A 20,402-nucleotide genomic window follows, 5' to 3' on the forward strand; every position below is an offset into this window, starting at 1 on the left:
CGGGATCGCGGAGATTTGAGTTATGGGGTTTGATCAAATTCGTCAGCGCCGTTTGTCTGACGATATTGTCGAGCGGCTCGAGGGGATGATCCTCGAGGGCACGCTGAAGGCAGGTGAGCGCTTGCCGGCAGAACGCGCGCTGGCCGAGCAGTTCGGTGTGTCACGCCCTTCGTTGCGCGAAGCGATTCAGAAGCTGGCGGCCAAGGGCTTGCTGGTCAGTCGCCAGGGTGGCGGAAATTATGTGGTGGAATCACTGGGCACGACGTTCAGTGATCCACTTCTTCATCTGCTGGAAAGCAACCCCGAGGCCCAGCGTGATTTGCTGGAGTTTCGCCACACCCTGGAAGCGTCCTGCGCCTATTACGCAGCGCTGCGCGCCACGGATGTCGACCGCGAGCGACTGACCGCGGCCTTTAATGAATTGCAGGATTGCTACACGCGCCACGATGAAGTGAGCCGGGCGGAAGAGGGCGCGGCGGATGCGAAATTTCACCTGGCGATTGCCGAGGCCAGTCACAACGCAGTGTTGCTCCACACGATTCGTGGACTGTTCGATTTGCTCAAGCGCAACGTGGTGACCAACATCGGTGGTATGTACAAACAGCGCACTGAAACCCGCGACATGCTGATCACGCAGCACCGCGAGTTGTACGTGGCGATTATCGAAGGAAGGGCGGAGCAGGCGCGGGAAGTTTCCAGTCGACACATTTTGTATGTGCAGGAAGTACTGGAAGAGGTGCGTCAGGAAGTGCAGCGCATGGCCCGGGCGGAGCGGCGCAAGGGAATGTAGAGAGCGTCTGTGGCGAGGGAGCTTGCTCCCGCTGGGGCGCGAAGCGGCCCTCAAGCCAGTCAATACAAGATTGTATTTACCGGTTTGCGACTGCTTCGCAGCCGAGCGGGAGCAAGCTCCCTCGCCACAAAACGCGCCGGGGTCGGAGAGCTACTCTTCCTTGCCCTTGTTGCGCACCGCGCGCTGCAACTCGCGACCGGCGTCGCGTTCGCGTTCGGTATCACGCTTGTCGTATTCCTTCTTGCCCTTGCCCAGCGCGATCTCGCACTTGACCATGTGCTTGCTCCAGTACCAGGACAGGCACACGCAGGCGTAACCCTTTTGCTGCACGGCGGCGGCCAGCTTTTCCAGCTCGCGGCGGTTGAGCAACAATTTTCGGGTGCGCGTCGGATCAGCGATGACGTGGGTGCTGGCGGTCGTCAGGGGCGTAATGTGGCTGCCGAGCAGCCAGGCTTCGCCATCCTTGAGCAGTACATAACTGTCAACCAGCTGTAGCTTGCTTGCCCGCAGACTTTTTACTTCCCAGCCGGCCAGGACCAGACCAGCCTCGAACCGATGTTCGATGAAGTAATCGTGTCGCGCCTTTTTATTTTGCGCGATGGTCCCTGTTGGGTGTTTCTTCTGTTTAGCCATAGGGGCGGCATTATAGGGAGTTGCAAGCGAGTCGGCTACGGTGACGCAGCGTGCTTGAGCAGGTTGATTGAATCCCGGACAATGCGCCCTCTTTTTTCAATGCTTGGACGTGGTAACGATGTCGACAGACAAGGTTTCTGTCCACGGCAGTTGGGCTAGCCGTTGGGTCTTCATACTCGCCGCGACCGGTTCGGCCGTGGGCCTGGGTAGCATCTGGAAGTTCCCGTACATGGTCGGGGTCTACGGCGGCGGTGCGTTTGTTTTGATGTTCCTCGCCTGTATCGCACTGATCGGCGTGCCGGTCATGCTGGCGGAAACCCTGATCGGTCGGCGCGCCCGGCAAAGTCCGGCCAACGCCTTGAAGGTGCTGGCGCTGGAGGCGGGGCATTCGGGCAAGTGGGCCTGGGGCGCGTTCGCCGGGATGATCACGGCGCTGTTGATCCTGTCTTTCTATAGCGTCGTCGGCGGCTGGTCGCTGGATTACATCATCGACATGGGGCGCGGCGATTTTCAGGGGGCAGCGCCTGATCAGGTTGGCGCTTACTTTGGCAAAGTGATCGCCGATCCATGGCGACTGACACTTTGGCACACGATTTTTATGCTGCTGTCAGCCATTGTGATTGCCAAAGGCGTCGTTGCCGGGCTTGAGCGCAGCCTGCGCATCATGATGCCGTTGCTCTTTGTAATGATTCTGGTGTTGCTGGGCTACAGCATGACCACCGGCCATTTCATGGAGGGCGTGCATTTCATGTTCGACTTCCAACCGGAAAAAGTCCTCGACGGTTTACTGCCCGCCATGGGGCATGCGTTCTTCTCCCTGAGCGTGGGCGTGGGTTCGATCATGATCTACGGCGCTTACATGCCAAAGGATTCGTCGATTTCAGGCACTGTCGTCGGAGTAGCGCTGCTCGATACCTTTGTTTCTCTCGTGGCTGGCCTGGCGTTGTTCCCAATAGTGTTTGCTGCCGGCCTGAATCCGAGTGAAGGCCCTGGCCTGATGTTCGTCAGCCTGCCATTTGCCTTTGGTAACATAGCCTTTGGCCAGTTGATGGGCGTAGTGTTCTTCGTGCTGGTAGCGATTGCGGCCTGGAGTTCGGCGATTTCGTTGCTGGAGCCGATGGTGGCTTACCTGGTTGAGCGTACGAAAGTCAGTCGCGCCTGGGTGACATTCTGGCTGGCGTTCACGTGCTGGTTCGTCGGTCTGGGCACGGTGTTTTCCTTCAATATCTGGAAGCAAGCCAAATTTTTCGTGAACGAAGGCGGGATGTTCCATCTCTATCAATGGGGTGCGACCGGCGGCCTGGATTTCTTTGGTGTGATCGATTTCTTTACCTCGCGGATCATGCTGCCTCTCGGTGGTTTGTGTTTCGTGGTGTTTGCGGGCTGGGTGATGGGGCGTGAAGCGGTGCGCGACGAGTTGTCGATCCGCAGTCCCAGGCTGTTCACTCTGTCCCTGTTTTTGATGCGCTATGTAGCGCCCATCGGCATTCTCGTAGTGTTTGCCGCCCAGCTGTGGAAGTGACGCTGACATGACGACACACATTCAACGTTCGGCCCTGCTGCCGTATCCGGCGCAAGCGCTGTATGACCTGGTCAATGACGTGGCGCGTTACCCGGAGTTTCTGCCGTGGTGCTCGTCGGCCGAAGTCCTGGAAAGCTCTGAGGAGCATATGCGCGCGAGTGTAGGTGTGGCCAAGGGTGGACTCAGCCAGCATTTCGTGACGCGCAACACACTGGTGCACGGGCAATCGATCGAAATGAATCTCGAGGAAGGGCCGTTCACTCAGTTGCACGGCATCTGGGTGTTCAAGGCATTGACCGACAAGGCCTGCAAGATCAGCCTGGACCTTTCGTTCGACTACGCCGGGCCGATTGTCCGCGCAACGCTGGGGCCCTTGTTCAATCAGGCGGCCAATACGCTGGTGGATGCGTTCTGCCAGCGCGCCAAGCAAATGCATGGTTGAGGCCGTGATCGAGGTTGAGGTGGTGTATGCCGCCGTTGATCGTCAAGTGCTTCTGAGTGTGACAGTGCCAGCGGGGGCGACGGTGCGCGCGGCTTTGCTGGCGTCGGGAGTGGATCGCGAGTTCCCTGAGCTGGACCTGGCTGAATGCCCGGTGGGGATCTTCGGCAAGGTGGTCGCGGATCCCGACACTCGTCAGCTTCAGGCGGGGGATCGCATCGAGATTTATCGGCCGCTGCTGGCTGATCCGAAAGAGGTTCGCCGGCTTCGCGCCGCCAAGGCTGCCGAGGCGAAAGCACGGAATCAGTGATGCGCCAAACGCCAGGCAATAAAAAACCCGGACATTCCGGGTTTTTTATTGCGTCGCAAATTATTGCGGCGAGGTGTCCAGCGGTTCTGGCGTCGGGACAGGAACGGTTTCTACGCCGTCCACGTCCTTCTGGATCTGATCCAGCAACGAACCCGGCTTGACCGGTTTTTCCGGTTTCGGCTTCTCGGCGTTTTCTGCAGGTGCGGTCACGTTAGTGCCACTGTCCTTGCCGAGAATGGCTTCGTCCCGGCTCACGCCTGGCATGAAATCGCCAGAGAGGCTGACAAGTTGGTCATTTGGGTTGAAGATAACGCTGATGCGTTCCTGTTGGCGTTCACCGCCACCCGGTTGCAGGCTGTACAGATAATCCCAGCGATCGGCATGGAACGTGTCGGTCAGCAGAGGGTTGCCCATGATAAACCGTACTTGCCGACGGGTCATTCCCGGGCGTAACTGGTCTATCATGTCCTGCGTGACGACATTGCCCTGCTGGATGTCGATTTTGTAAACCCCGGGGAATGAACAACCGGCGAGTGCGAGCAGTCCCACAAAGGTGAAACTGGTTAGCAAGAGCTTGGTGTTTTGCATCGGTGGGCGACTTCCACTATCTTGGCTGGGACAACGTAAACGCCGATCATACCCGCATTAAGAGAAGCTGCGAAGCAGCATCGCGAGAAAGCTGACCATGGTTGAAAATAGCGAACTACGCAAAGCCGGCCTCAAAGTGACCCTGCCACGGGTCAAGATTCTTCAAATGCTCGATTCCGCCGAGCAACGCCACATGAGTGCCGAGGATGTTTACAAGGCGCTGATGGAGGCTGGTGAGGACGTCGGTCTGGCCACGGTTTACCGTGTACTGACCCAGTTCGAGGCAGCTGGCCTTGTGGTGCGGCACAACTTCGACGGAGGCCATGCGGTCTTCGAGCTGGACGACGGCAAGCATCACGACCATATGGTCAACGTCGAGACCAGTGAAGTGATCGAATTCTTCGACGAAGAAATCGAGCGTCTGCAGAAAGCCATTGTCGACAAGTATGGCTTTGAGATGGTTGATCACAATCTTGTGCTGTACGTGCGCAAGAAAAAGTAAGCATGTCGCGCGAACTTCAGGTTCGCGAAACGAGCGAAGGCGACCCCAGGGTCGCCTTCGTGCTTTCTGCCGTTCCTAGATTTTTGCGGTAACGACCATTTTTTTCGCGTGTGCCAAAGATTCCTTGGTCAGGTCGATACCCCCCAGCATCCGGGCGACTTCTTCGACACGATCATTCTTGCTGAGTTTGGAGACGGCCGTGTGGGTCGCATCCTCGCCACGGACCTTGTGCACAAATAGATGCTGATGTCCCTGCGCCGCCACTTGTGGCAAGTGAGTCACCGTCAACACCTGCCCGCGCTCGCCAAGACGACGCAACAGTTGGCCGACAATCTCAGCGGTCGGTCCGCCGATACCCACGTCCACTTCGTCGAATACGAGGGTTGGTACGCGTGAAGTCTGCGCGGTGATCACCTGAATCGCGAGGCTGATCCGCGATAGCTCACCGCCCGAGGCTACTTTTGCCAGGGCTTTCAAGGGCTGGCCGGGGTTGGCACTGACCAGCAGTTCTACCTGTTCGAGCCCGTTAGGCAGCAACTCATCGTTGCTGTTGGGCCGCAGCTCGATGGTGAAGCGACCGCCAGGCATGCCCAGTCGCTGGATTTCCTGCTCCACGGCGCTGGCCAGGCTGCTTGAGGCCTGGTGGCGCAAATCGCTCAATTCCCGCGCCTTCTCCTGATAGTGGCGGGCATAGGACGCCAGCTCGTCACTCAGTCGTTCGATGGATTCGTCGTTCGCATTCAACGTTTCGATTTCATCCAGCAATCGCTGCTGCATCTCGGCCACCTCGGTGGGCTGGATGCGGTGCTTGCGGGCCATGGTGTAGATCGCATCGAGGCGTTCTTCCAGGTATTGCAGGCGCGCCGGATCGGCATCGAAGTTATCGAGGAAGCGGTTCAGCTCGCCCACGGCTTCTTCAACCTGGATCTGCGCACTGGTCAGCAGGCTGCTGGCTTCGCCCAGCGCACCAATCGAGTTGTTCACGCTCGACAGGCGATTAAGGCTGGCGGTCAAGGCGTTCAGGACATTGCCGGAATCACTTTCGCTGCATTGCTCGACCACTTGTCGGCAGATGCCCAGCAAGGTCTCGGCATTGGTCAGGTTTTTGTGTTCCTGCTCCAACTGCTCCAGTTCGCTTTCGCCGAGGCCAAGGTTTTCCAGTTCTTCGAGTTGATAGCTCAGCAATTGATGGCGGGCGCGCTGCTCATCACCGGAGTTGGACAGGCGTTCCAGTTCCTGGCGCGTCTGGCGCCAGCGCTGGGCGGCGAGCTGAACCTGGCGGGCAAGGTCGGTGGCGCCGGCGTACTCGTCGAGCAGGCGGCGGTGAGTGTCGGTCTTGAGCAGGGATTGGTGTTCGTGCTGGCTGTGGATATCAATCAGCAGCTCGCCCAGGGACTTGAGATCCCCGAGGGGGCAGGGCGTGCCATTGATATAGCCGCGCGAGCGTCCTTCGGCGGTGATCACCCGGCGAAGGATGCACGGGCCATCGCTTTCGAGGTCGCGCTCGGCCAGCCAGGCACTGGCTTCCGGAATGTCGACCAGGTCGAAGGTGGCCAGGATGTCGGCCTTGTCGGCGCCGGGGCGGACGACGCCACTGTCGGCACGATCACCGAGGGTCAGGCCGAGGGCGTCGAGCATGATCGACTTGCCGGCGCCGGTTTCCCCTGTGATCACGCTCATCCCGCGATCGAGTTCGAGATCGAGATGTTCGACGATGGCGTAGTTGTGTACGGACAGGTGCACCAGCATAAAGGCCGCTCCCAGGCTTTAGGTCTGGTTATTTATACAGTGTTTTATTTGCGCCTGACAATGCCCTCGCTTAGCTTGATTTGCTTGATCCGACGAAATCGTCAGTGCATCGAGGAATGACAATGCAGCTGTTTTTTGTAGGGTTAATCACAGCAAACCCCTTGAAGCTGATTTTTGCGGCCCCATATAGCTGGGCAGAAGCGCGAGTTGAGCTCGCGGACGATATTGAAAGGAGAAATCTATGGCTGACGAACAGACAGTGGATACGCAAAATCAAGATGCCAACCAGGGCTCCGCGGCTTCGGGTGAAGACCTCGCGGCTCGTGTACAAGTGCTCGAAGAGCAACTGGCAGGCGCGCAGGATCAGGCTTTGCGTGTTGCCGCCGATCTGCAGAACGTCCGCCGTCGCGCTGAGCAGGATGTAGAAAAAGCGCACAAATTCGCCCTGGAAAAATTTGCAGGCGATTTGCTGCCGATCATCGACAGCCTGGAGCGTGGCCTGGAGTTGTCCAACCCGGACGACGAAAGCATCCGCCCTATGCGCGAAGGCATCGAGCTGACCCTGAAAATGTTCCAGGACACCCTGAAGCGTTATCAGCTGGAAGCGATCGATCCGCATGGCGAACCGTTCAATGCCGTTCTTCACCAGGCAATGGCCATGCAGGAAAGCGCTGACGTCGAGCCGAACAGTGTGCTCAAGGTGTTCCAGAAGGGTTATCAGCTCAATGGACGTCTGCTGCGCCCGGCCATGGTCGTGGTCAGCAAGGCCCCGGCACCTGTTTCGCCATCGATTGACGAGCAGGCTTGAAATTAGCCGCAAGGCCCCCATTTAGAAGTCAAGCGTTTAAGTATTACCGCAGTTAGCCACCACTGCTGCGGCAACCAAATCCAAAGTTTCGGGAGAGTGAACATGGGCAAAATTATCGGTATCGACCTGGGGACTACCAACTCCTGCGTCTCCGTGCTTGAAAACGGCGTAGCCAAAGTTATCGAAAACGCCGAAGGCGCGCGTACCACGCCGTCGATCATCGCTTACGCCAACGACGGCGAAATCCTCGTGGGCCAGTCGGCCAAGCGTCAGGCAGTGACCAATCCGCACAACACCCTGTATGCGGTGAAGCGTCTGATCGGTCGTAAGTTCGACGAAGAAGTCGTGCAGAAAGACATCAAGATGGTCCCTTACAAAATCGCCAAGGCTGACAACGGCGACGCGTGGGTAGAAGTGAACGGCCAGAAAATGTCGCCGCCACAAATCTCGGCTGAAATTCTGAAGAAAATGAAGAAGACCGCCGAAGACTACCTCGGCGAGCCTGTGACCGAAGCGGTGATCACCGTTCCGGCCTACTTCAACGACAGCCAGCGTCAGGCGACCAAAGACGCCGGCCGCATCGCGGGCCTGGACGTTAAACGTATCATCAACGAACCGACCGCAGCCGCACTGGCTTACGGTATGGACAAAGCGAAAGGCGATCACACCGTGATCGTTTACGACCTGGGCGGCGGTACTTTCGACGTTTCCGTGATCGAAATCGCTGAAGTCGATGGTGAGCACCAGTTCGAAGTATTGGCCACCAACGGTGACACGTTCCTGGGCGGTGAAGACTTTGACATTCGTCTGATCGACTACCTCGTCGACGAATTCAAGAAAGAAAGCGGCATGAACCTCAAAGGTGACCCGCTGGCCATGCAGCGCCTGAAAGAAGCTGCTGAAAAAGCCAAGATCGAACTGTCTTCGAGCATGTCGACCGACGTGAACCTGCCGTACATCACTGCAGATGCCACCGGTCCTAAGCACTTGAACGTGAAAATCTCCCGCGCCAAGCTTGAAGCGCTGGTAGAAGACCTGGTTCAGCGCACCATCGAACCTTGCCGCATCGCTCTGAAAGACTCCGGCATTGACGTTGGCGCTATCAATGACGTGATCCTGGTGGGCGGTCAGACCCGTATGCCACTGGTTCAGAAGTTGGTGACCGAGTTCTTCGGTAAAGAAGCACGTAAAGACGTGAACCCGGACGAAGCCGTTGCCATGGGTGCTGCTATCCAGGGCGCCGTATTGGCCGGTGACGTGAAAGACGTTCTGCTGCTCGACGTCAGCCCGCTGACCCTGGGTATCGAAACCATGGGTGGCGTGATGACCGCGCTGATCGAGAAAAACACCACGATTCCTACCAAGAAATCGCAAGTGTTCTCGACTGCCGACGACAACCAGGGCGCCGTGACCATTCACGTGCTGCAAGGTGAGCGTAAGCAAGCTGCTCAGAACAAGTCCTTGGGCAAGTTCGACCTGGCCGAGATTCCACCAGCACCACGTGGCGTGCCACAGATTGAAGTGACCTTCGATATCGACGCCAACGGCATCCTGCATGTCGGCGCGAAAGACAAGGCTACCGGCAAGACTCAGTCGATTGTGATCAAGGCCAACTCCGGTCTTTCCGAGGAAGAGATTCAGCAGATGATTCGCGATGCTGAAGCCAACGCCGAGGAAGACAGCAAGTTCGAAGCGCTGGCAGCAGCCCGCAACCAGGGCGACGCGCTGGTTCACTCGACTCGCAAAATGGTCGCAGACGCTGGCGATAAAGTGACGGCTGAAGAGAAGACTGCAATCGAAGCTGCCGTGGTTGCCCTGGAAGCCGCCGTTAAAGGCGACGACAAGGCTGCCATCGAAGCCAAGGTTGAAGAGCTGTCGAAAGTCTCCGCTCCAGTGGCGCAGAAGATGTACGCCGAACAGGCCCAGCCTGCTGAAGGCGCTGCACCGCAAGGCGAATCGGCTGAGAAGGCTGACGACGTTGTCGATGCCGAGTTCGAAGAAGTCAAAGACCACAAGTAAGTCAGTGGTCGTCCGGTTGACTGCCTTGCGGCGGTGACTGGTAGGATGTCGCCGCGCGGGAGCTTGCTCCCGCGTTGGCGTGTCTGGAGTACACGAATTTTTACAGCATGCGACAGCGTTTGTGTGTTGGCGGTATGGCCGAAGATGCTCCTGCTTTTCGGGCCGAAAGTACTGCAATGAAATCAAAGACCAGGATCGTTGAATTGACGTGAGTTGGGTCCGGGCCTGTATTGGGGCTCAACGAGTTTGGCGAGGCTCAGGAGGGGTTTGCCGAACGTCCTTAAGAGTGCAAAGACTTATGGCAAAGCGTGACTATTACGAAGTATTGGGTGTTGAACGAGGCTCAAGCGAAGGGGACCTGAAAAAGGCCTACCGTCGCTTGGCGATGAAGCACCACCCGGACCGTAATCCCGATGACAAAGCGTCGGAAGAAATGTTCAAAGAGGCCAACGAGGCCTACGAAGTGCTGTCCGATTCCAGCAAGCGCGCGGCGTACGACCAGTATGGTCATGCCGGTGTTGACCCAAGCATGGGCGGCGGCGGTGCCGGGTTCGGCGGTCAGAACTTCTCCGACATCTTTGGCGATGTCTTCAGTGACTTCTTCGGTGGCGGTCGCGGCGGTGCTCGTGGCGGCGCTCAGCGCGGCAGCGACTTGCGCTACACCCTGGAGCTGAATCTGGAAGAGGCGGTGCGCGGTACTACCGTCAACATCCGCGTTCCGACACTGGTCAACTGCAAGCCATGCGATGGCTCCGGTGCCAAGAAAGGCTCCTCGCCGGTTACCTGCCCGACGTGCGGCGGTATCGGTCAGGTCCGCATGCAGCAAGGTTTCTTCTCGGTGCAGCAGACCTGCCCGCGCTGCCATGGTCAGGGCAAGATCATTTCCGATCCATGCACCTCCTGCAACGGTGACGGTCGCGTCGAAGAGTACAAGACCCTTTCCGTGAAAGTGCCGGCCGGTGTCGACACCGGTGACCGCATTCGTCTGTCCGGCGAAGGCGAGGCGGGTGCCCAGGGCGGTCCGACTGGCGACCTGTACGTGGTGATCAATGTGCGTGAGCACGCGATCTTCCAGCGTGATGGCAAGCACCTGTTCTGCGAAGTGCCGATCAGCTTCGTCGACGCGGCGCTGGGTGGCGAGCTGGAGATTCCGACCCTCGATGGTCGGGTCAAACTGAAAATCCCTGAAGGGACTCAGACCGGCAAACAATTCCGTGTGCGCGGCAAAGGCGTTGCGCCCGTGCGTGGTGGCGGTGCCGGTGACCTGATGTGCCGTGTGGCGGTAGAGACTCCGGTTAATCTGGGTCGTCGTCAGCGCGAATTGCTGGAAGAGTTCCGCAGTTCGCTGGCGGACGACAACAGCCATTCGCCGAAAACCACCGGTTGGTTCGAAGGCGTGAAGCGCTTCTTCGGCGATCTGTAAGGAGTGAGCATGCGACGTATAGCTGTGATGGGCGCTGCTGGCCGCATGGGCAAAATCCTGGTCGAAGCCGTGCAGCAACGCGCGCCGCAGACAGGTCTGACGGCCGCCATCGTTCGCCCCGGCAGCACTCTGATTGGTGTGGATGCCGGTGAGCTGGCTTCGTTGGGGCGTATCGGTGTGCCGTTGTCCGGTCATGTCGAGGCGGTGGCGGATGAGTTCGATGTGTTGATCGATTTCACGCTGCCGGAAGTCATGCTGAAAAACCTGGCTTTCTGCCGCAAGGCAGGCAAGGCCATGGTGATCGGCACAACGGGGCTCGATGCTGCGCAGAAGCAATTGCTGGTCGAGGCGGGCAAGGACATTCCTGTCGTGTTCGCGGCCAACTTCAGTGTCGGCGTGAATCTGTCGCTGAAGCTGCTCGACATGGCTGCTCGCGTGCTGGGTGATGAGGCGGATATCGAAATCATCGAGGCTCATCATCGGCACAAGATCGACGCGCCTTCAGGCACGGCCCTGCGCATGGGTGAAGTGATTGCCAGCGCACTGGATCGCGATTTGCAGAAGGTCGCGGTCTACGGGCGTGAAGGCCACACTGGTGCGCGTGAACGGGAAACGATCGGTTTTGCGACGGTGCGTGGCGGTGATGTGGTCGGTGATCACACGGTGCTGTTCGCTTGTGAGGGCGAGCGCCTCGAAATCACACACAAGGCGTCGAGTCGCATGACTTTCGCCAAGGGTGCGGTGCGTGCGGCGTTGTGGCTGGACGGTCGTGAGCCTGGCCTTTACGACATGCAAGACGTGCTCGACCTGCGTTAAGATGCACCCGAAACCGGGTTCCGACTCAACGATGGGGCCCGGTTTTATTACGCCAAGCGACGTCCTGTCGCATTCTCCGGCCTTTAAGGCTCATTGGCGGTAGACCAAAAAAGCCTTTTTCTGTAAGCTACAGCTTTAGTGTGTCCACTAAAAGCGCGCAGAATAATTCAGTGAAGAAGCGGGGTGACGTGTCCATACGTCACTCCGCTTTTTTACAACCTGCGATCGCCCTTTCAGGCTTTATTTACGGGAGGTCTTCTTGACTAAGCCAGCCATACTCGCCCTTGCTGATGGCAGCATTTTTCGCGGCGAAGCCATTGGAGCCGACGGTCAAACCGTTGGTGAGGTGGTGTTTAACACCGCAATGACCGGCTATCAGGAAATCCTTACCGATCCTTCCTACGCCCAACAGATCGTTACCCTGACTTACCCGCACATCGGCAACACCGGCACCACGCCGGAAGACGCCGAGTCCGACCGCGTCTGGTCCGCTGGCCTGGTTATCCGTGACCTGCCACTGGTTGCGAGCAACTGGCGTAACACGATGTCCCTGTCCGACTACCTGAAAGCCAACAACGTTGTGGCCATCGCCGGTATCGACACCCGCCGTCTGACACGCATCCTGCGTGAAAAAGGCGCACAGAACGGCTGCATCATGGCCGGTGACAACATTTCCGAAGAAGCGGCCATCGCCGCTGCCCAAGGCTTCCCTGGCCTCAAGGGCATGGACCTGGCGAAAGTCGTCAGCACCAAGGAAACCTACGAGTGGCGCTCGACTGTCTGGGACCTGAAAACCGACAGCCACGCGACCATCGATGCCTCCGAGCTGCCATACCACGTGGTTGCCTACGACTACGGCGTCAAGCTGAACATCCTGCGCATGCTGGTCGCGCGCGGTTGCCGCGTCACCGTGGTGCCGGCGCAAACACCTGCCGCTGATGTGCTGGCGATGAAGCCGGACGGCGTGTTCCTGTCCAACGGTCCTGGTGATCCGGAGCCTTGCGACTACGCGATCCAGGCGATCAAGGACGTACTGGAAACCGAAATCCCGGTGTTCGGTATCTGCCTCGGTCACCAGCTGCTGGCCCTGGCTTCCGGCGCCAAGACCTTGAAAATGGGTCATGGCCACCACGGCGCCAATCACCCGGTCCAGGACCTGGACACCGGCGTGGTGATGATTACCAGCCAGAACCACGGTTTTGCGGTAGACGAAGCGACCTTGCCCGCCAACGTCCGCGCGATTCACAAGTCGCTGTTCGACGGCACCCTGCAAGGGATCGAGCGTACCGACAAGAGCGCCTTCAGCTTCCAGGGTCACCCGGAAGCCAGCCCTGGCCCGAACGACGTAGCGCCTCTGTTCGATCGCTTCATCAACGAAATGGCCAAGCGACGCTGATCGCTGGCCTTGATGCAGCAAGGCCTGGGGGCGGTCCCGACACCGGCGACCCCTCCAGGCTTCACAGATTGAACAAGACGGCTTGCCGACTGACCTGCGGATTTGAGTGACAAACCCATGCCAAAACGTACAGACATTAAAAGCATCCTGATTCTCGGCGCTGGCCCGATCGTTATCGGCCAGGCCTGCGAATTCGACTACTCCGGCGCCCAGGCCTGCAAAGCCCTGCGCGAGGAGGGTTACCGCGTCATCCTGGTGAACTCCAACCCAGCGACCATCATGACCGACCCGGACATGGCCGACGCCACCTACATCGAGCCGATCAAATGGCAGACCGTTGCCAAGATCATCGAGAAAGAGCGTCCGGACGCGCTGCTGCCAACCATGGGCGGCCAGACCGCGCTGAACTGCGCACTGGACCTGGAGCGCGAAGGCGTTCTGGAGAAGTTCGGCGTAGAGATGATTGGTGCCAACGCTGACACCATCGACAAGGCTGAAGACCGTTCGCGCTTTGACAAGGCAATGAAATCCATCGGTCTGGACTGCCCGCGCTCGGGTATCGCCCACAGTATGGAAGAAGCCAACGCAGTGCTCGAGAAGCTTGGCTTCCCGTGCATCATCCGTCCGTCCTTCACCATGGGTGGCACGGGTGGCGGTATCGCTTACAACCGTGAAGAGTTTGAAGAAATCTGCGCCCGCGGCCTGGACCTGTCGCCGACCAAAGAGCTGCTGATTGACGAATCCCTGATCGGCTGGAAAGAGTACGAGATGGAGGTTGTCCGCGATAAGAAGGACAACTGCATCATCGTCTGCTCCATCGAAAACTTTGACCCGATGGGCGTGCACACCGGTGACTCGATCACCGTTGCTCCGGCACAGACCCTGACGGACAAGGAATACCAGATCATGCGTAACGCCTCCCTGGCGGTACTGCGCGAGATCGGCGTGGAAACCGGCGGCTCCAACGTCCAGTTCGGCATCTGCCCGGACACTGGCCGCATGGTGGTCATCGAGATGAACCCGCGTGTATCCCGCTCTTCGGCACTGGCCTCGAAAGCCACTGGTTTCCCGATTGCGCGTATCGCAGCCAAGCTGGCGATCGGCTACACCCTGGACGAACTGCAGAACGAAATCACCGGCGGTGCTACGCCTGCATCCTTCGAGCCGTCCATCGACTATGTCGTGACCAAGCTGCCACGCTTCGCGTTCGAGAAATTCCCGAAAGCCGACGCGCGCCTGACCACTCAAATGAAGTCGGTGGGTGAAGTCATGGCCATCGGCCGGACTTTCCAGGAATCCCTGCAGAAAGCTTTGCGCGGTCTCGAAGTGGGCGTTTGCGGCCTGGACGAGAAGCTTGACCTGAGCAATCCGGAAAGCATGAGCATCCTCAAGCGCGAACTGACCGTGCCGGGTGCTGAGCGTATCTGGTACGTGGCGGACGCGTTCCGCGCCGGTCTGTCGGTCGAAGACATCTTCGGTATGAACATGATCGACCCGTGGTTCCTGGTGCAGATCGAAGATCTGATCAAGGACGAAGAGAAGGTCAAGACCCTGGGTCTGGCCAGCATCGACCGCGACCTGATGTACAAGCTCAAGCGCAAGGGTTTCTCCGACATGCGTCTGGCCAAGCTGCTGGGCGTGACCGAGAAGGCACTGCGTCGTCACCGTCACAAGCTGGAAATCTTCCCGGTCTACAAGCGCGTTGACACCTGCGCGGCCGAGTTCGCCACTGACACCGCCTACATGTACTCGACTTACGAGGAAGAGTGCGAAGCCGCGCCGTCGGGCCGCGACAAGATCATGATCCTCGGCGGCGGTCCAAACCGTATCGGCCAGGGCATCGAGTTCGACTACTGCTGCGTGCACGCGGCGTTGGCTCTGCGCGAAGACGGTTACGAGACCATCATGGTCAACTGCAACCCGGAAACCGTTTCCACCGACTACGACACCTCCGATCGCCTGTACTTCGAGCCGGTGACCCTGGAAGACGTGCTGGAAATCTGCCGCGTCGAGAAGCCGAAAGGTGTGATCGTCCAGTACGGCGGCCAGACCCCGCTGAAACTGGCTCGCGCCCTGGAAGAAGCCGGCGTGCCGATCATCGGCACCAGCCCTGACGCCATCGACCGTGCCGAAGACCGTGAGCGCTTCCAGCAGATGGTCGAGCGTCTTAACCTGCGTCAGCCGCCAAACGCCACTGTGCGCAGCGAAGACGAAGCGATTCGTGCCGCCGCCAAGATCGGCTACCCGCTGGTGGTGCGCCCGTCCTACGTACTGGGCGGTCGTGCGATGGAAATCGTCTACGAAGAAGAAGAGCTCAAGCGCTACCTGCGTGACGCGGTGAAAGTGTCGAACGACAGCCCGGTGCTGCTCGACCACTTCCTCAACTGCGCCATCGAAATGGACGTGGATGCGGTCTGCGACGGCACCGACGTAGTGATCGGCGCAATCATGCAGCACATCGAGCAGGCTGGCGTTCACTCCGGTGACTCCGCTTGCTCCCTGCCGCCGTACTCGCTGCCTGCCCACATCCAGGACGAGATGCGCGAACAGGTCAAGAAAATGGCCCTGGAACTGGGCGTAGTCGGCCTGATGAACGTTCAGTTGGCGCTGCAAGGCGAAGACATCTACGTCATCGAAGTCAATCCGCGCGCTTCCCGTACCGTACCGTTCGTCTCCAAGTGCATCGGTGTGTCCCTGGCGATGATCGCGGCTCGCGTAATGGCCGGTAAAACCCTGAAGGAAATCGGCTTCACCAAAGAAATCATTCCGAACTTCTACAGCGTGAAAGAGGCAGTGTTCCCATTCGCCAAATTCCCTGGCGTGGACCCGATCCTGGGCCCAGAGATGAAGTCCACCGGTGAAGTGATGGGTGTGGGCGATACCTTCGGCGAAGCCTTTGCCAAAGCTCAGATGGGTGCCAGCGAAGTGCTGCCGACTGGCGGTACCGCGTTCATCAGCGTGCGTGACGATGACAAGCCACTGGTTGCAGGCGTGGCCCGTGATCTGATCAACTTGGGCTTCGAAGTGGTCGCCACTGCCGGTACTGCCAAGCTGATCGAAGCCGCAGGCCTGAAAGTGCGTCGTGTGAACAAGGTGACCGAAGGCCGTCCACACGTGGTCGACATGATCAAGAACGACGAAGTCACCCTGATCATCAACACCACCGAAGGTCGCCAGTCGATCGCCGATTCCTATTCCATTCGTCGTAATGCCTTGCAGCACAAGATCTACTGCACCACTACCATTGCTGCTGGCGAAGCTATCTGCGAAGCGCTGAAGTTCGGTCCCGAGAAGACCGTGCGCCGCTTGCAGGATCTACACGCAGGATTGAAGGCATGATCAAATACCCAATGACCGTCCAGGGCGCGAAAGCCCTGGAAGAAGAACACGCTCACCTGACCAAGGTCGTCCGTCCGAAGCTCAGCCAGGACATCGGTACGGCTCGCGAGTTGGGTGACTTGAAGGAAAACGCCGAATACCACGCTGCTCGCGAGCAGCAAGGTATGGTCGAGGCGCGGATTCGTGACATCGAAGGCCGGATTCAGAATCAGGTCATCATCGACGTCACGACCATTCCTCACACCGGCAAAGTGATTTTCGGCACCACCGTTGAAATCGCCAACGTCGAGACTGATGAAAGCGTCACTTACCACATCGTGGGTGAGGATGAGGCTGACTTCAAACTCGGCAAGATTTCGGTAGGTTCGCCATTGGCCCGCGCCTTGATTGCCAAGGAAGAGGGTGATGTGGTCGCGGTGAAAACGCCAGGTGGCGTTATCGAGTACGAGATTGTCGAAGTCCGCCACATCTGAACGCAGGCGCCCGCTTCGAGCGGGCGCGTTGCTTTGGCAGCTGACTCAGATGTTGTGGGTCGGCGGCCTGTGGCTGTTGCATATCGGTCTGTTGCCGGTGCTCGACCATATTGGTCTGGCGCCGCTGCTGATCGACGAAATTGCAGGCATGCTGAACTCGCTGATGGTGGGATTCGCCGCAGCGTGTGTGATTTTTCAGGCTTTGGTGCTGGTTCAGGCCGAGGGCTTTGCCAGTCTATGGCGCGATATTCGCGGGCAGTTGCTGCTGATGGCGTTGTATGCGTGCGCGATGTATGTCGCGGTGCGTGTCGGCTGGCCGGATGCCGTGCGTTGGCAGGTGTTCAGTTATCTGGTTCTGGGTTTTTCCGGGCTGGTGCTGGTACTGCAACCGGTGCCCGGATGGAGTGGCAGGGTGCGCGAAGCACACCCTTGACCCTTGCCATCACTTGAAGCGATGAACGTTCGACAGCTGCTTGTTGACGCTGAAGTTCTTGCGGTAAATCAGTGCCATCTTGCCGATGACCTGAACCAGATCCGCTTTGCCGGCCTTGCAGAGCTCTGCAATGGACGCCAGGCGCGATTCGCGATCGAGGATGTTGAGCTTGATTTTGATCAGCTCGTGATCCGCCAAGGCGCGTTCAAGTTCGGCTAACACACCTTCAGTCAAACCGTTGTCAGCCACGATCAAAACCGGTTTCAGATGGTGGCCGATGGATTTGTACTGTTTCTTCTGCTCTTGAGTGAGCGGCATAATCTGACCCTTTAGTCTGGATTCTGTAAAATGGCGGCCATTTTACCCGAGGGTTCGTGGATCCGCCCAATTAATCACGACCCTTATCATCGAGGTGCCCAATGGCGCGTTCCAAGACAAGCCTTGGTTGGCTGAAAAGACATGTCAATGATCCCTATGTGAAGCAGGCGCAGAAGGATGGTTACCGCTCGCGTGCGAGTTACAAGCTTCTGGAGGTCCAGGAGAAATACAAGCTGATCCGTCCGGGTATGAGCGTTGTCGACCTGGGAGCGGCGCCCGGCGGCTGGTCGCAGGTCACTAGTCGGCTGATCGGTGGTCAGGGGCGTCTGATCGCCTCGGACATCCTGGAAATGGACAGCATTCCGGACGTGACTTTCATCCAGGGTGACTTCACCCAGGACGAAGTGCTCGCTCAGATTCTTGAAGCCGTGGGTAATTCGCAGGTGGACCTTGTGATTTCCGATATGGCCCCCAATATGAGTGGTACGCCTGAGGTGGACATGCCCAAAGCCATGTTCCTATGTGAGCTGGCTCTTGATCTGGCGGCTCGGATACTCAAGCCGGGTGGTAATTTCGTGATCAAGGTGTTTCAGGGTGAAGGGTTTGATGCTTACGTGAAGGACGCTCGTCAGAAATTCGACAAGGTCCAGATGATCAAGCCGGACTCTTCCCGTGGCAGTTCCCGCGAGCAATACATGCTGGCTTGGGGCTACCGCGGCCGTAGTGAGTAAATCGAGGTTTTTTTGCGGGTCGATAGGATTTTCGTATTTCGCCCCGTGAGCTTTAGCGAATACTGTGTAGAAAGTGTTTCACAAAGGGTTACAGACGGCGCCTGCCAGAGCCGTAGGTAATGTAGTAAGTTAGGCCGGTGAATATCATGCGAAGCGCGCGCCATTAGCGGAGCTTGCTTCAGAGGGTAGTTAATTGAACGATATGGCAAAGAATCTGATCCTGTGGTTGATCATCGCGGCTGTCCTGGTGACGGTGATGAACAACTTCTCCAGCCCTAACGAGCCGCAGACCCTCAACTATTCCGACTTCATCCAGCAGGTCAAGGATGGCAAGGTCGAGCGCGTAGCCGTTGATGGCTATGTGATTACCGGTAAGCGCAACGATGGCGACAGCTTCAAGACCATCCGTCCCGCTATCCAGGACAATGGTCTGATCGGCGATCTCGTGGATAACCACGTGGTAGTCGAAGGTAAACAGCCTGAACAGCAAAGCATCTGGACGCAACTCCTGGTCGCGAGCTTCCCGATCCTGGTGATTATTGCCGTGTTCATGTTCTTCATGCGGCAGATGCAGGGCGGCGCCGGAGGCAAGGGCGGGCCGATGAGCTTCGGCAAGAGCAAGGCGCGCCTGTTATCCGAAGACCAGGTGAAAACCACCCTGGCTGACGTTGCCGGTTGCGACGAAGCCAAAGAGGAAGTCGGCGAACTGGTCGAGTTCCTTCGTGATCCGGGCAAGTTCCAGCGTCTGGGCGGTCGCATTCCACGCGGCGTGCTGATGGTCGGTCCTCCAGGTACCGGTAAAACCTTGCTGGCCAAGGCGATTGCCGGCGAAGCCAAAGTCCCGTTCTTCACCATTTCCGGTTCCGACTTCGTCGAAATGTTTGTCGGTGTCGGTGCGAGCCGTGTTCGCGACATGTTCGAGCAGGCCAAGAAGCACGCTCCATGCATCATCTTCATCGATGAAATCGACGCCGTCGGTCGCCACCGTGGTGCCGGTATGGGCGGTGGTCACGACGAGCGCGAGCAGACGCTCAACCAGTTGCTGGTAGAGATGGACGGCTTCGAAATGAATGACGGCATTATCGTCATTGCCGCAACCAACCGTCCGGACGTACTGGACCCTGCGTTGTTGCGTCCGGGCCGTTTCGACCGTCAGGTCGTGGTGGGTCTGCCGGATATCCGCGGTCGCGAGCAGATCCTCAAGGTCCACATGCGCAAAGTGCCGATGGGTGACGACGTTGCTCCGGCGGTAATTGCTCGTGGTACACCTGGCTTCTCCGGTGCTGACCTGGCCAACCTGGTGAACGAGGCGTCGTTGTTCGCTGCCCGTACAGGCAAGCGCATCGTCGAAATGAAAGAATTCGAACTGGCCAAAGACAAGATCATGATGGGCGCCGAGCGCAAATCCATGGTCATGTCCGAGAAAGAGAAGCAGAACACCGCTTATCACGAAGCAGGCCACGCCATCGTGGGTCGCGTCGTGCCAGAGCATGATCCGGTCTACAAAGTGTCGATCATCCCGCGCGGTCGTGCACTGGGTGTGACCATGTTCCTGCCGGAAGAAGATCGCTACAGCCTGTCCAAGCGTGCATTGATCAGTCAGATCTGCTCGCTGTACGGCGGCCGTATCGCTGAAGAAATGACCCTGGGCTTCGACGGTGTGACCACCGGTGCGTCCAACGACATCATGCGTGCCAGCCAGATTGCACGGAACATGGTGACCAAGTGGGGGCTTTCGGAAAAACTCGGTCCGTTGATGTATGCCGAAGAAGAGGGTGAAGTGTTCCTCGGTCGCGGCGGCGGTGGTCAGAGTGCAAGTTTCTCCGGTGAGACAGCCAAGCTGATCGACTCCGAAGTGCGCAGCATCATTGATCAGTGCTACGGCACGGCCAAGCAGATCCTCACGGATAACCGTGACAAGCTCGACGCCATGGCTGATGCCCTGATGAAGTACGAAACGATCGATGCTGATCAGATCGACGACATCATGGCAGGTCGTACGCCTCGCGAACCTCGCGACTGGTCGGGCGGCACCGGTACTTCCGGAACACCTCCGGCAGTACAGGATCCGCGTCCGGAAACACCGATCGGCGGTCCGGCTGCTGACGTTTAA

At 58.4% G+C, this 20,402-nt stretch carries 19 protein-coding genes; 15 read left to right on the forward strand and 4 right to left on the reverse strand.

Annotated features, from left to right (window positions below):
* Positions 1 to 22: 22 nt before the first annotated feature.
* Positions 23 to 790 (forward strand): GntR family transcriptional regulator, encoded by a 768-nt coding sequence (locus tag ACM6IQ_RS16435; protein WP_017336455.1) that lies wholly within the window; start codon positions 23 to 25, stop codon positions 788 to 790.
* A 150-nt stretch (positions 791 to 940) separates the two neighbouring features.
* Here the strand turns inward: ACM6IQ_RS16435 and smpB are convergent, their stop codons facing one another.
* Positions 941 to 1,423 carry an SsrA-binding protein SmpB gene (gene smpB, locus ACM6IQ_RS16440; protein ID WP_008029800.1) on the reverse strand — a complete coding sequence of 161 codons (483 nt, stop codon included), beginning with the start codon at positions 1,421 to 1,423 and terminating at the stop codon, positions 941 to 943.
* A 118-nt stretch (positions 1,424 to 1,541) separates the two neighbouring features.
* Here smpB and ACM6IQ_RS16445 point away from each other — a divergent pair, with 118 nt between their 5' ends.
* Genes ACM6IQ_RS16445 through ACM6IQ_RS16455 form a run of 3 tightly spaced genes read left to right on the forward strand, consistent with a single transcriptional unit; the run spans position 1,542 to position 3,694 of the window.
* Positions 1,542 to 2,945 (forward strand): sodium-dependent transporter, encoded by a 1,404-nt coding sequence (locus ACM6IQ_RS16445; protein ID WP_414879336.1) that lies wholly within the window; start codon positions 1,542 to 1,544, stop codon positions 2,943 to 2,945.
* A gap of 7 nt (positions 2,946 to 2,952) precedes the next feature.
* Complete coding sequence (locus ACM6IQ_RS16450) at positions 2,953 to 3,387, forward strand: type II toxin-antitoxin system RatA family toxin (RefSeq protein ID WP_017336457.1); 435 nt, start codon at positions 2,953 to 2,955, stop codon at positions 3,385 to 3,387.
* The gene (locus tag ACM6IQ_RS16455; protein WP_414879337.1) at positions 3,380 to 3,694 is read left to right on the forward strand and encodes an RnfH family protein; all 315 of its coding nucleotides are present in this window, start codon (positions 3,380 to 3,382) and stop codon (positions 3,692 to 3,694) included. Before ACM6IQ_RS16450 ends, ACM6IQ_RS16455 begins: the two co-directional genes overlap by 8 nt.
* A gap of 60 nt (positions 3,695 to 3,754) precedes the next feature.
* Here ACM6IQ_RS16455 and ACM6IQ_RS16460 read toward each other — a convergent pair whose 3' ends face one another.
* Positions 3,755 to 4,282 carry an outer membrane protein assembly factor BamE gene (locus tag ACM6IQ_RS16460; RefSeq protein WP_017336459.1) on the reverse strand — a complete coding sequence of 176 codons (528 nt, stop codon included), beginning with the start codon at positions 4,280 to 4,282 and terminating at the stop codon, positions 3,755 to 3,757.
* A 97-nt stretch (positions 4,283 to 4,379) separates the two neighbouring features.
* On the opposite strand from ACM6IQ_RS16460, the gene fur reads away from it, so the two are divergent.
* A complete protein-coding gene (gene fur / locus ACM6IQ_RS16465; protein WP_003197684.1) occupies positions 4,380 to 4,784 on the forward strand; it encodes a ferric iron uptake transcriptional regulator in 405 nt (134 codons plus the stop codon).
* 75 nt (positions 4,785 to 4,859) lie between these two features.
* Here fur and recN read toward each other — a convergent pair whose 3' ends face one another.
* Complete coding sequence (gene recN, locus ACM6IQ_RS16470; protein WP_414879338.1) at positions 4,860 to 6,533, reverse strand: DNA repair protein RecN; 1,674 nt, start codon at positions 6,531 to 6,533, stop codon at positions 4,860 to 4,862.
* A gap of 241 nt (positions 6,534 to 6,774) precedes the next feature.
* On the opposite strand from recN, the gene grpE reads away from it, so the two are divergent.
* The 8 genes from grpE (at position 6,775) to ACM6IQ_RS16510 (ending at position 17,240) form a co-directional block, all read left to right on the forward strand.
* A complete protein-coding gene (gene grpE, locus ACM6IQ_RS16475; protein ID WP_017336461.1) occupies positions 6,775 to 7,341 on the forward strand; it encodes a nucleotide exchange factor GrpE in 567 nt (188 codons plus the stop codon).
* A 102-nt stretch (positions 7,342 to 7,443) separates the two neighbouring features.
* The gene (dnaK, locus tag ACM6IQ_RS16480; protein ID WP_017336462.1) at positions 7,444 to 9,360 is read left to right on the forward strand and encodes a molecular chaperone DnaK; all 1,917 of its coding nucleotides are present in this window, start codon (positions 7,444 to 7,446) and stop codon (positions 9,358 to 9,360) included.
* A gap of 298 nt (positions 9,361 to 9,658) precedes the next feature.
* Positions 9,659 to 10,783 (forward strand): molecular chaperone DnaJ, encoded by a 1,125-nt coding sequence (dnaJ, locus tag ACM6IQ_RS16485; RefSeq protein WP_017336463.1) that lies wholly within the window; start codon positions 9,659 to 9,661, stop codon positions 10,781 to 10,783.
* 9 nt (positions 10,784 to 10,792) lie between these two features.
* Positions 10,793 to 11,599 carry a 4-hydroxy-tetrahydrodipicolinate reductase gene (gene dapB, locus ACM6IQ_RS16490; protein ID WP_017336464.1) on the forward strand — a complete coding sequence of 269 codons (807 nt, stop codon included), beginning with the start codon at positions 10,793 to 10,795 and terminating at the stop codon, positions 11,597 to 11,599.
* A gap of 259 nt (positions 11,600 to 11,858) precedes the next feature.
* Entirely contained in the window at positions 11,859 to 12,995 is a 1,137-nt protein-coding gene (carA, locus tag ACM6IQ_RS16495; protein ID WP_017336465.1) for a glutamine-hydrolyzing carbamoyl-phosphate synthase small subunit, read from the forward strand.
* Positions 12,996 to 13,112: 117 nt separating this feature from the next.
* Entirely contained in the window at positions 13,113 to 16,334 is a 3,222-nt protein-coding gene (gene carB, locus ACM6IQ_RS16500) for a carbamoyl-phosphate synthase large subunit (protein WP_017336466.1), read from the forward strand.
* On the forward strand, positions 16,331 to 16,807 hold the full coding sequence (greA, locus tag ACM6IQ_RS16505; protein ID WP_010463507.1) for a transcription elongation factor GreA: 477 nt from the start codon (positions 16,331 to 16,333) through the stop codon (positions 16,805 to 16,807). Before carB ends, greA begins: the two co-directional genes overlap by 4 nt.
* Positions 16,808 to 16,835: 28 nt before the next feature.
* Positions 16,836 to 17,240 (forward strand): hypothetical protein, encoded by a 405-nt coding sequence (locus tag ACM6IQ_RS16510; protein WP_031318371.1) that lies wholly within the window; start codon positions 16,836 to 16,838, stop codon positions 17,238 to 17,240.
* A gap of 9 nt (positions 17,241 to 17,249) precedes the next feature.
* Here ACM6IQ_RS16510 and ACM6IQ_RS16515 read toward each other — a convergent pair whose 3' ends face one another.
* Positions 17,250 to 17,558, reverse strand: coding sequence for a YhbY family RNA-binding protein (locus tag ACM6IQ_RS16515; protein ID WP_017336468.1), 309 nt, complete (start codon positions 17,556 to 17,558; stop codon positions 17,250 to 17,252).
* Between the two features lie 101 nt (positions 17,559 to 17,659).
* Between ACM6IQ_RS16515 and rlmE the strand changes: the two genes are divergently transcribed.
* Positions 17,660 to 18,289: a 23S rRNA (uridine(2552)-2'-O)-methyltransferase RlmE gene (gene rlmE, locus ACM6IQ_RS16520; protein WP_007900501.1), complete on the forward strand. Its 630-nt coding sequence runs from the start codon at positions 17,660 to 17,662 to the stop codon at positions 18,287 to 18,289.
* 202 nt (positions 18,290 to 18,491) lie between these two features.
* A complete protein-coding gene (ftsH, locus tag ACM6IQ_RS16525) occupies positions 18,492 to 20,402 on the forward strand; it encodes an ATP-dependent zinc metalloprotease FtsH (RefSeq protein ID WP_017336469.1) in 1,911 nt (636 codons plus the stop codon).

The organism is Pseudomonas sp. IT-P100 (genome assembly GCF_949767185.1).
In the GTDB taxonomy this organism is placed as follows: domain Bacteria; phylum Pseudomonadota; class Gammaproteobacteria; order Pseudomonadales; family Pseudomonadaceae; genus Aquipseudomonas; species Aquipseudomonas fluorescens_B.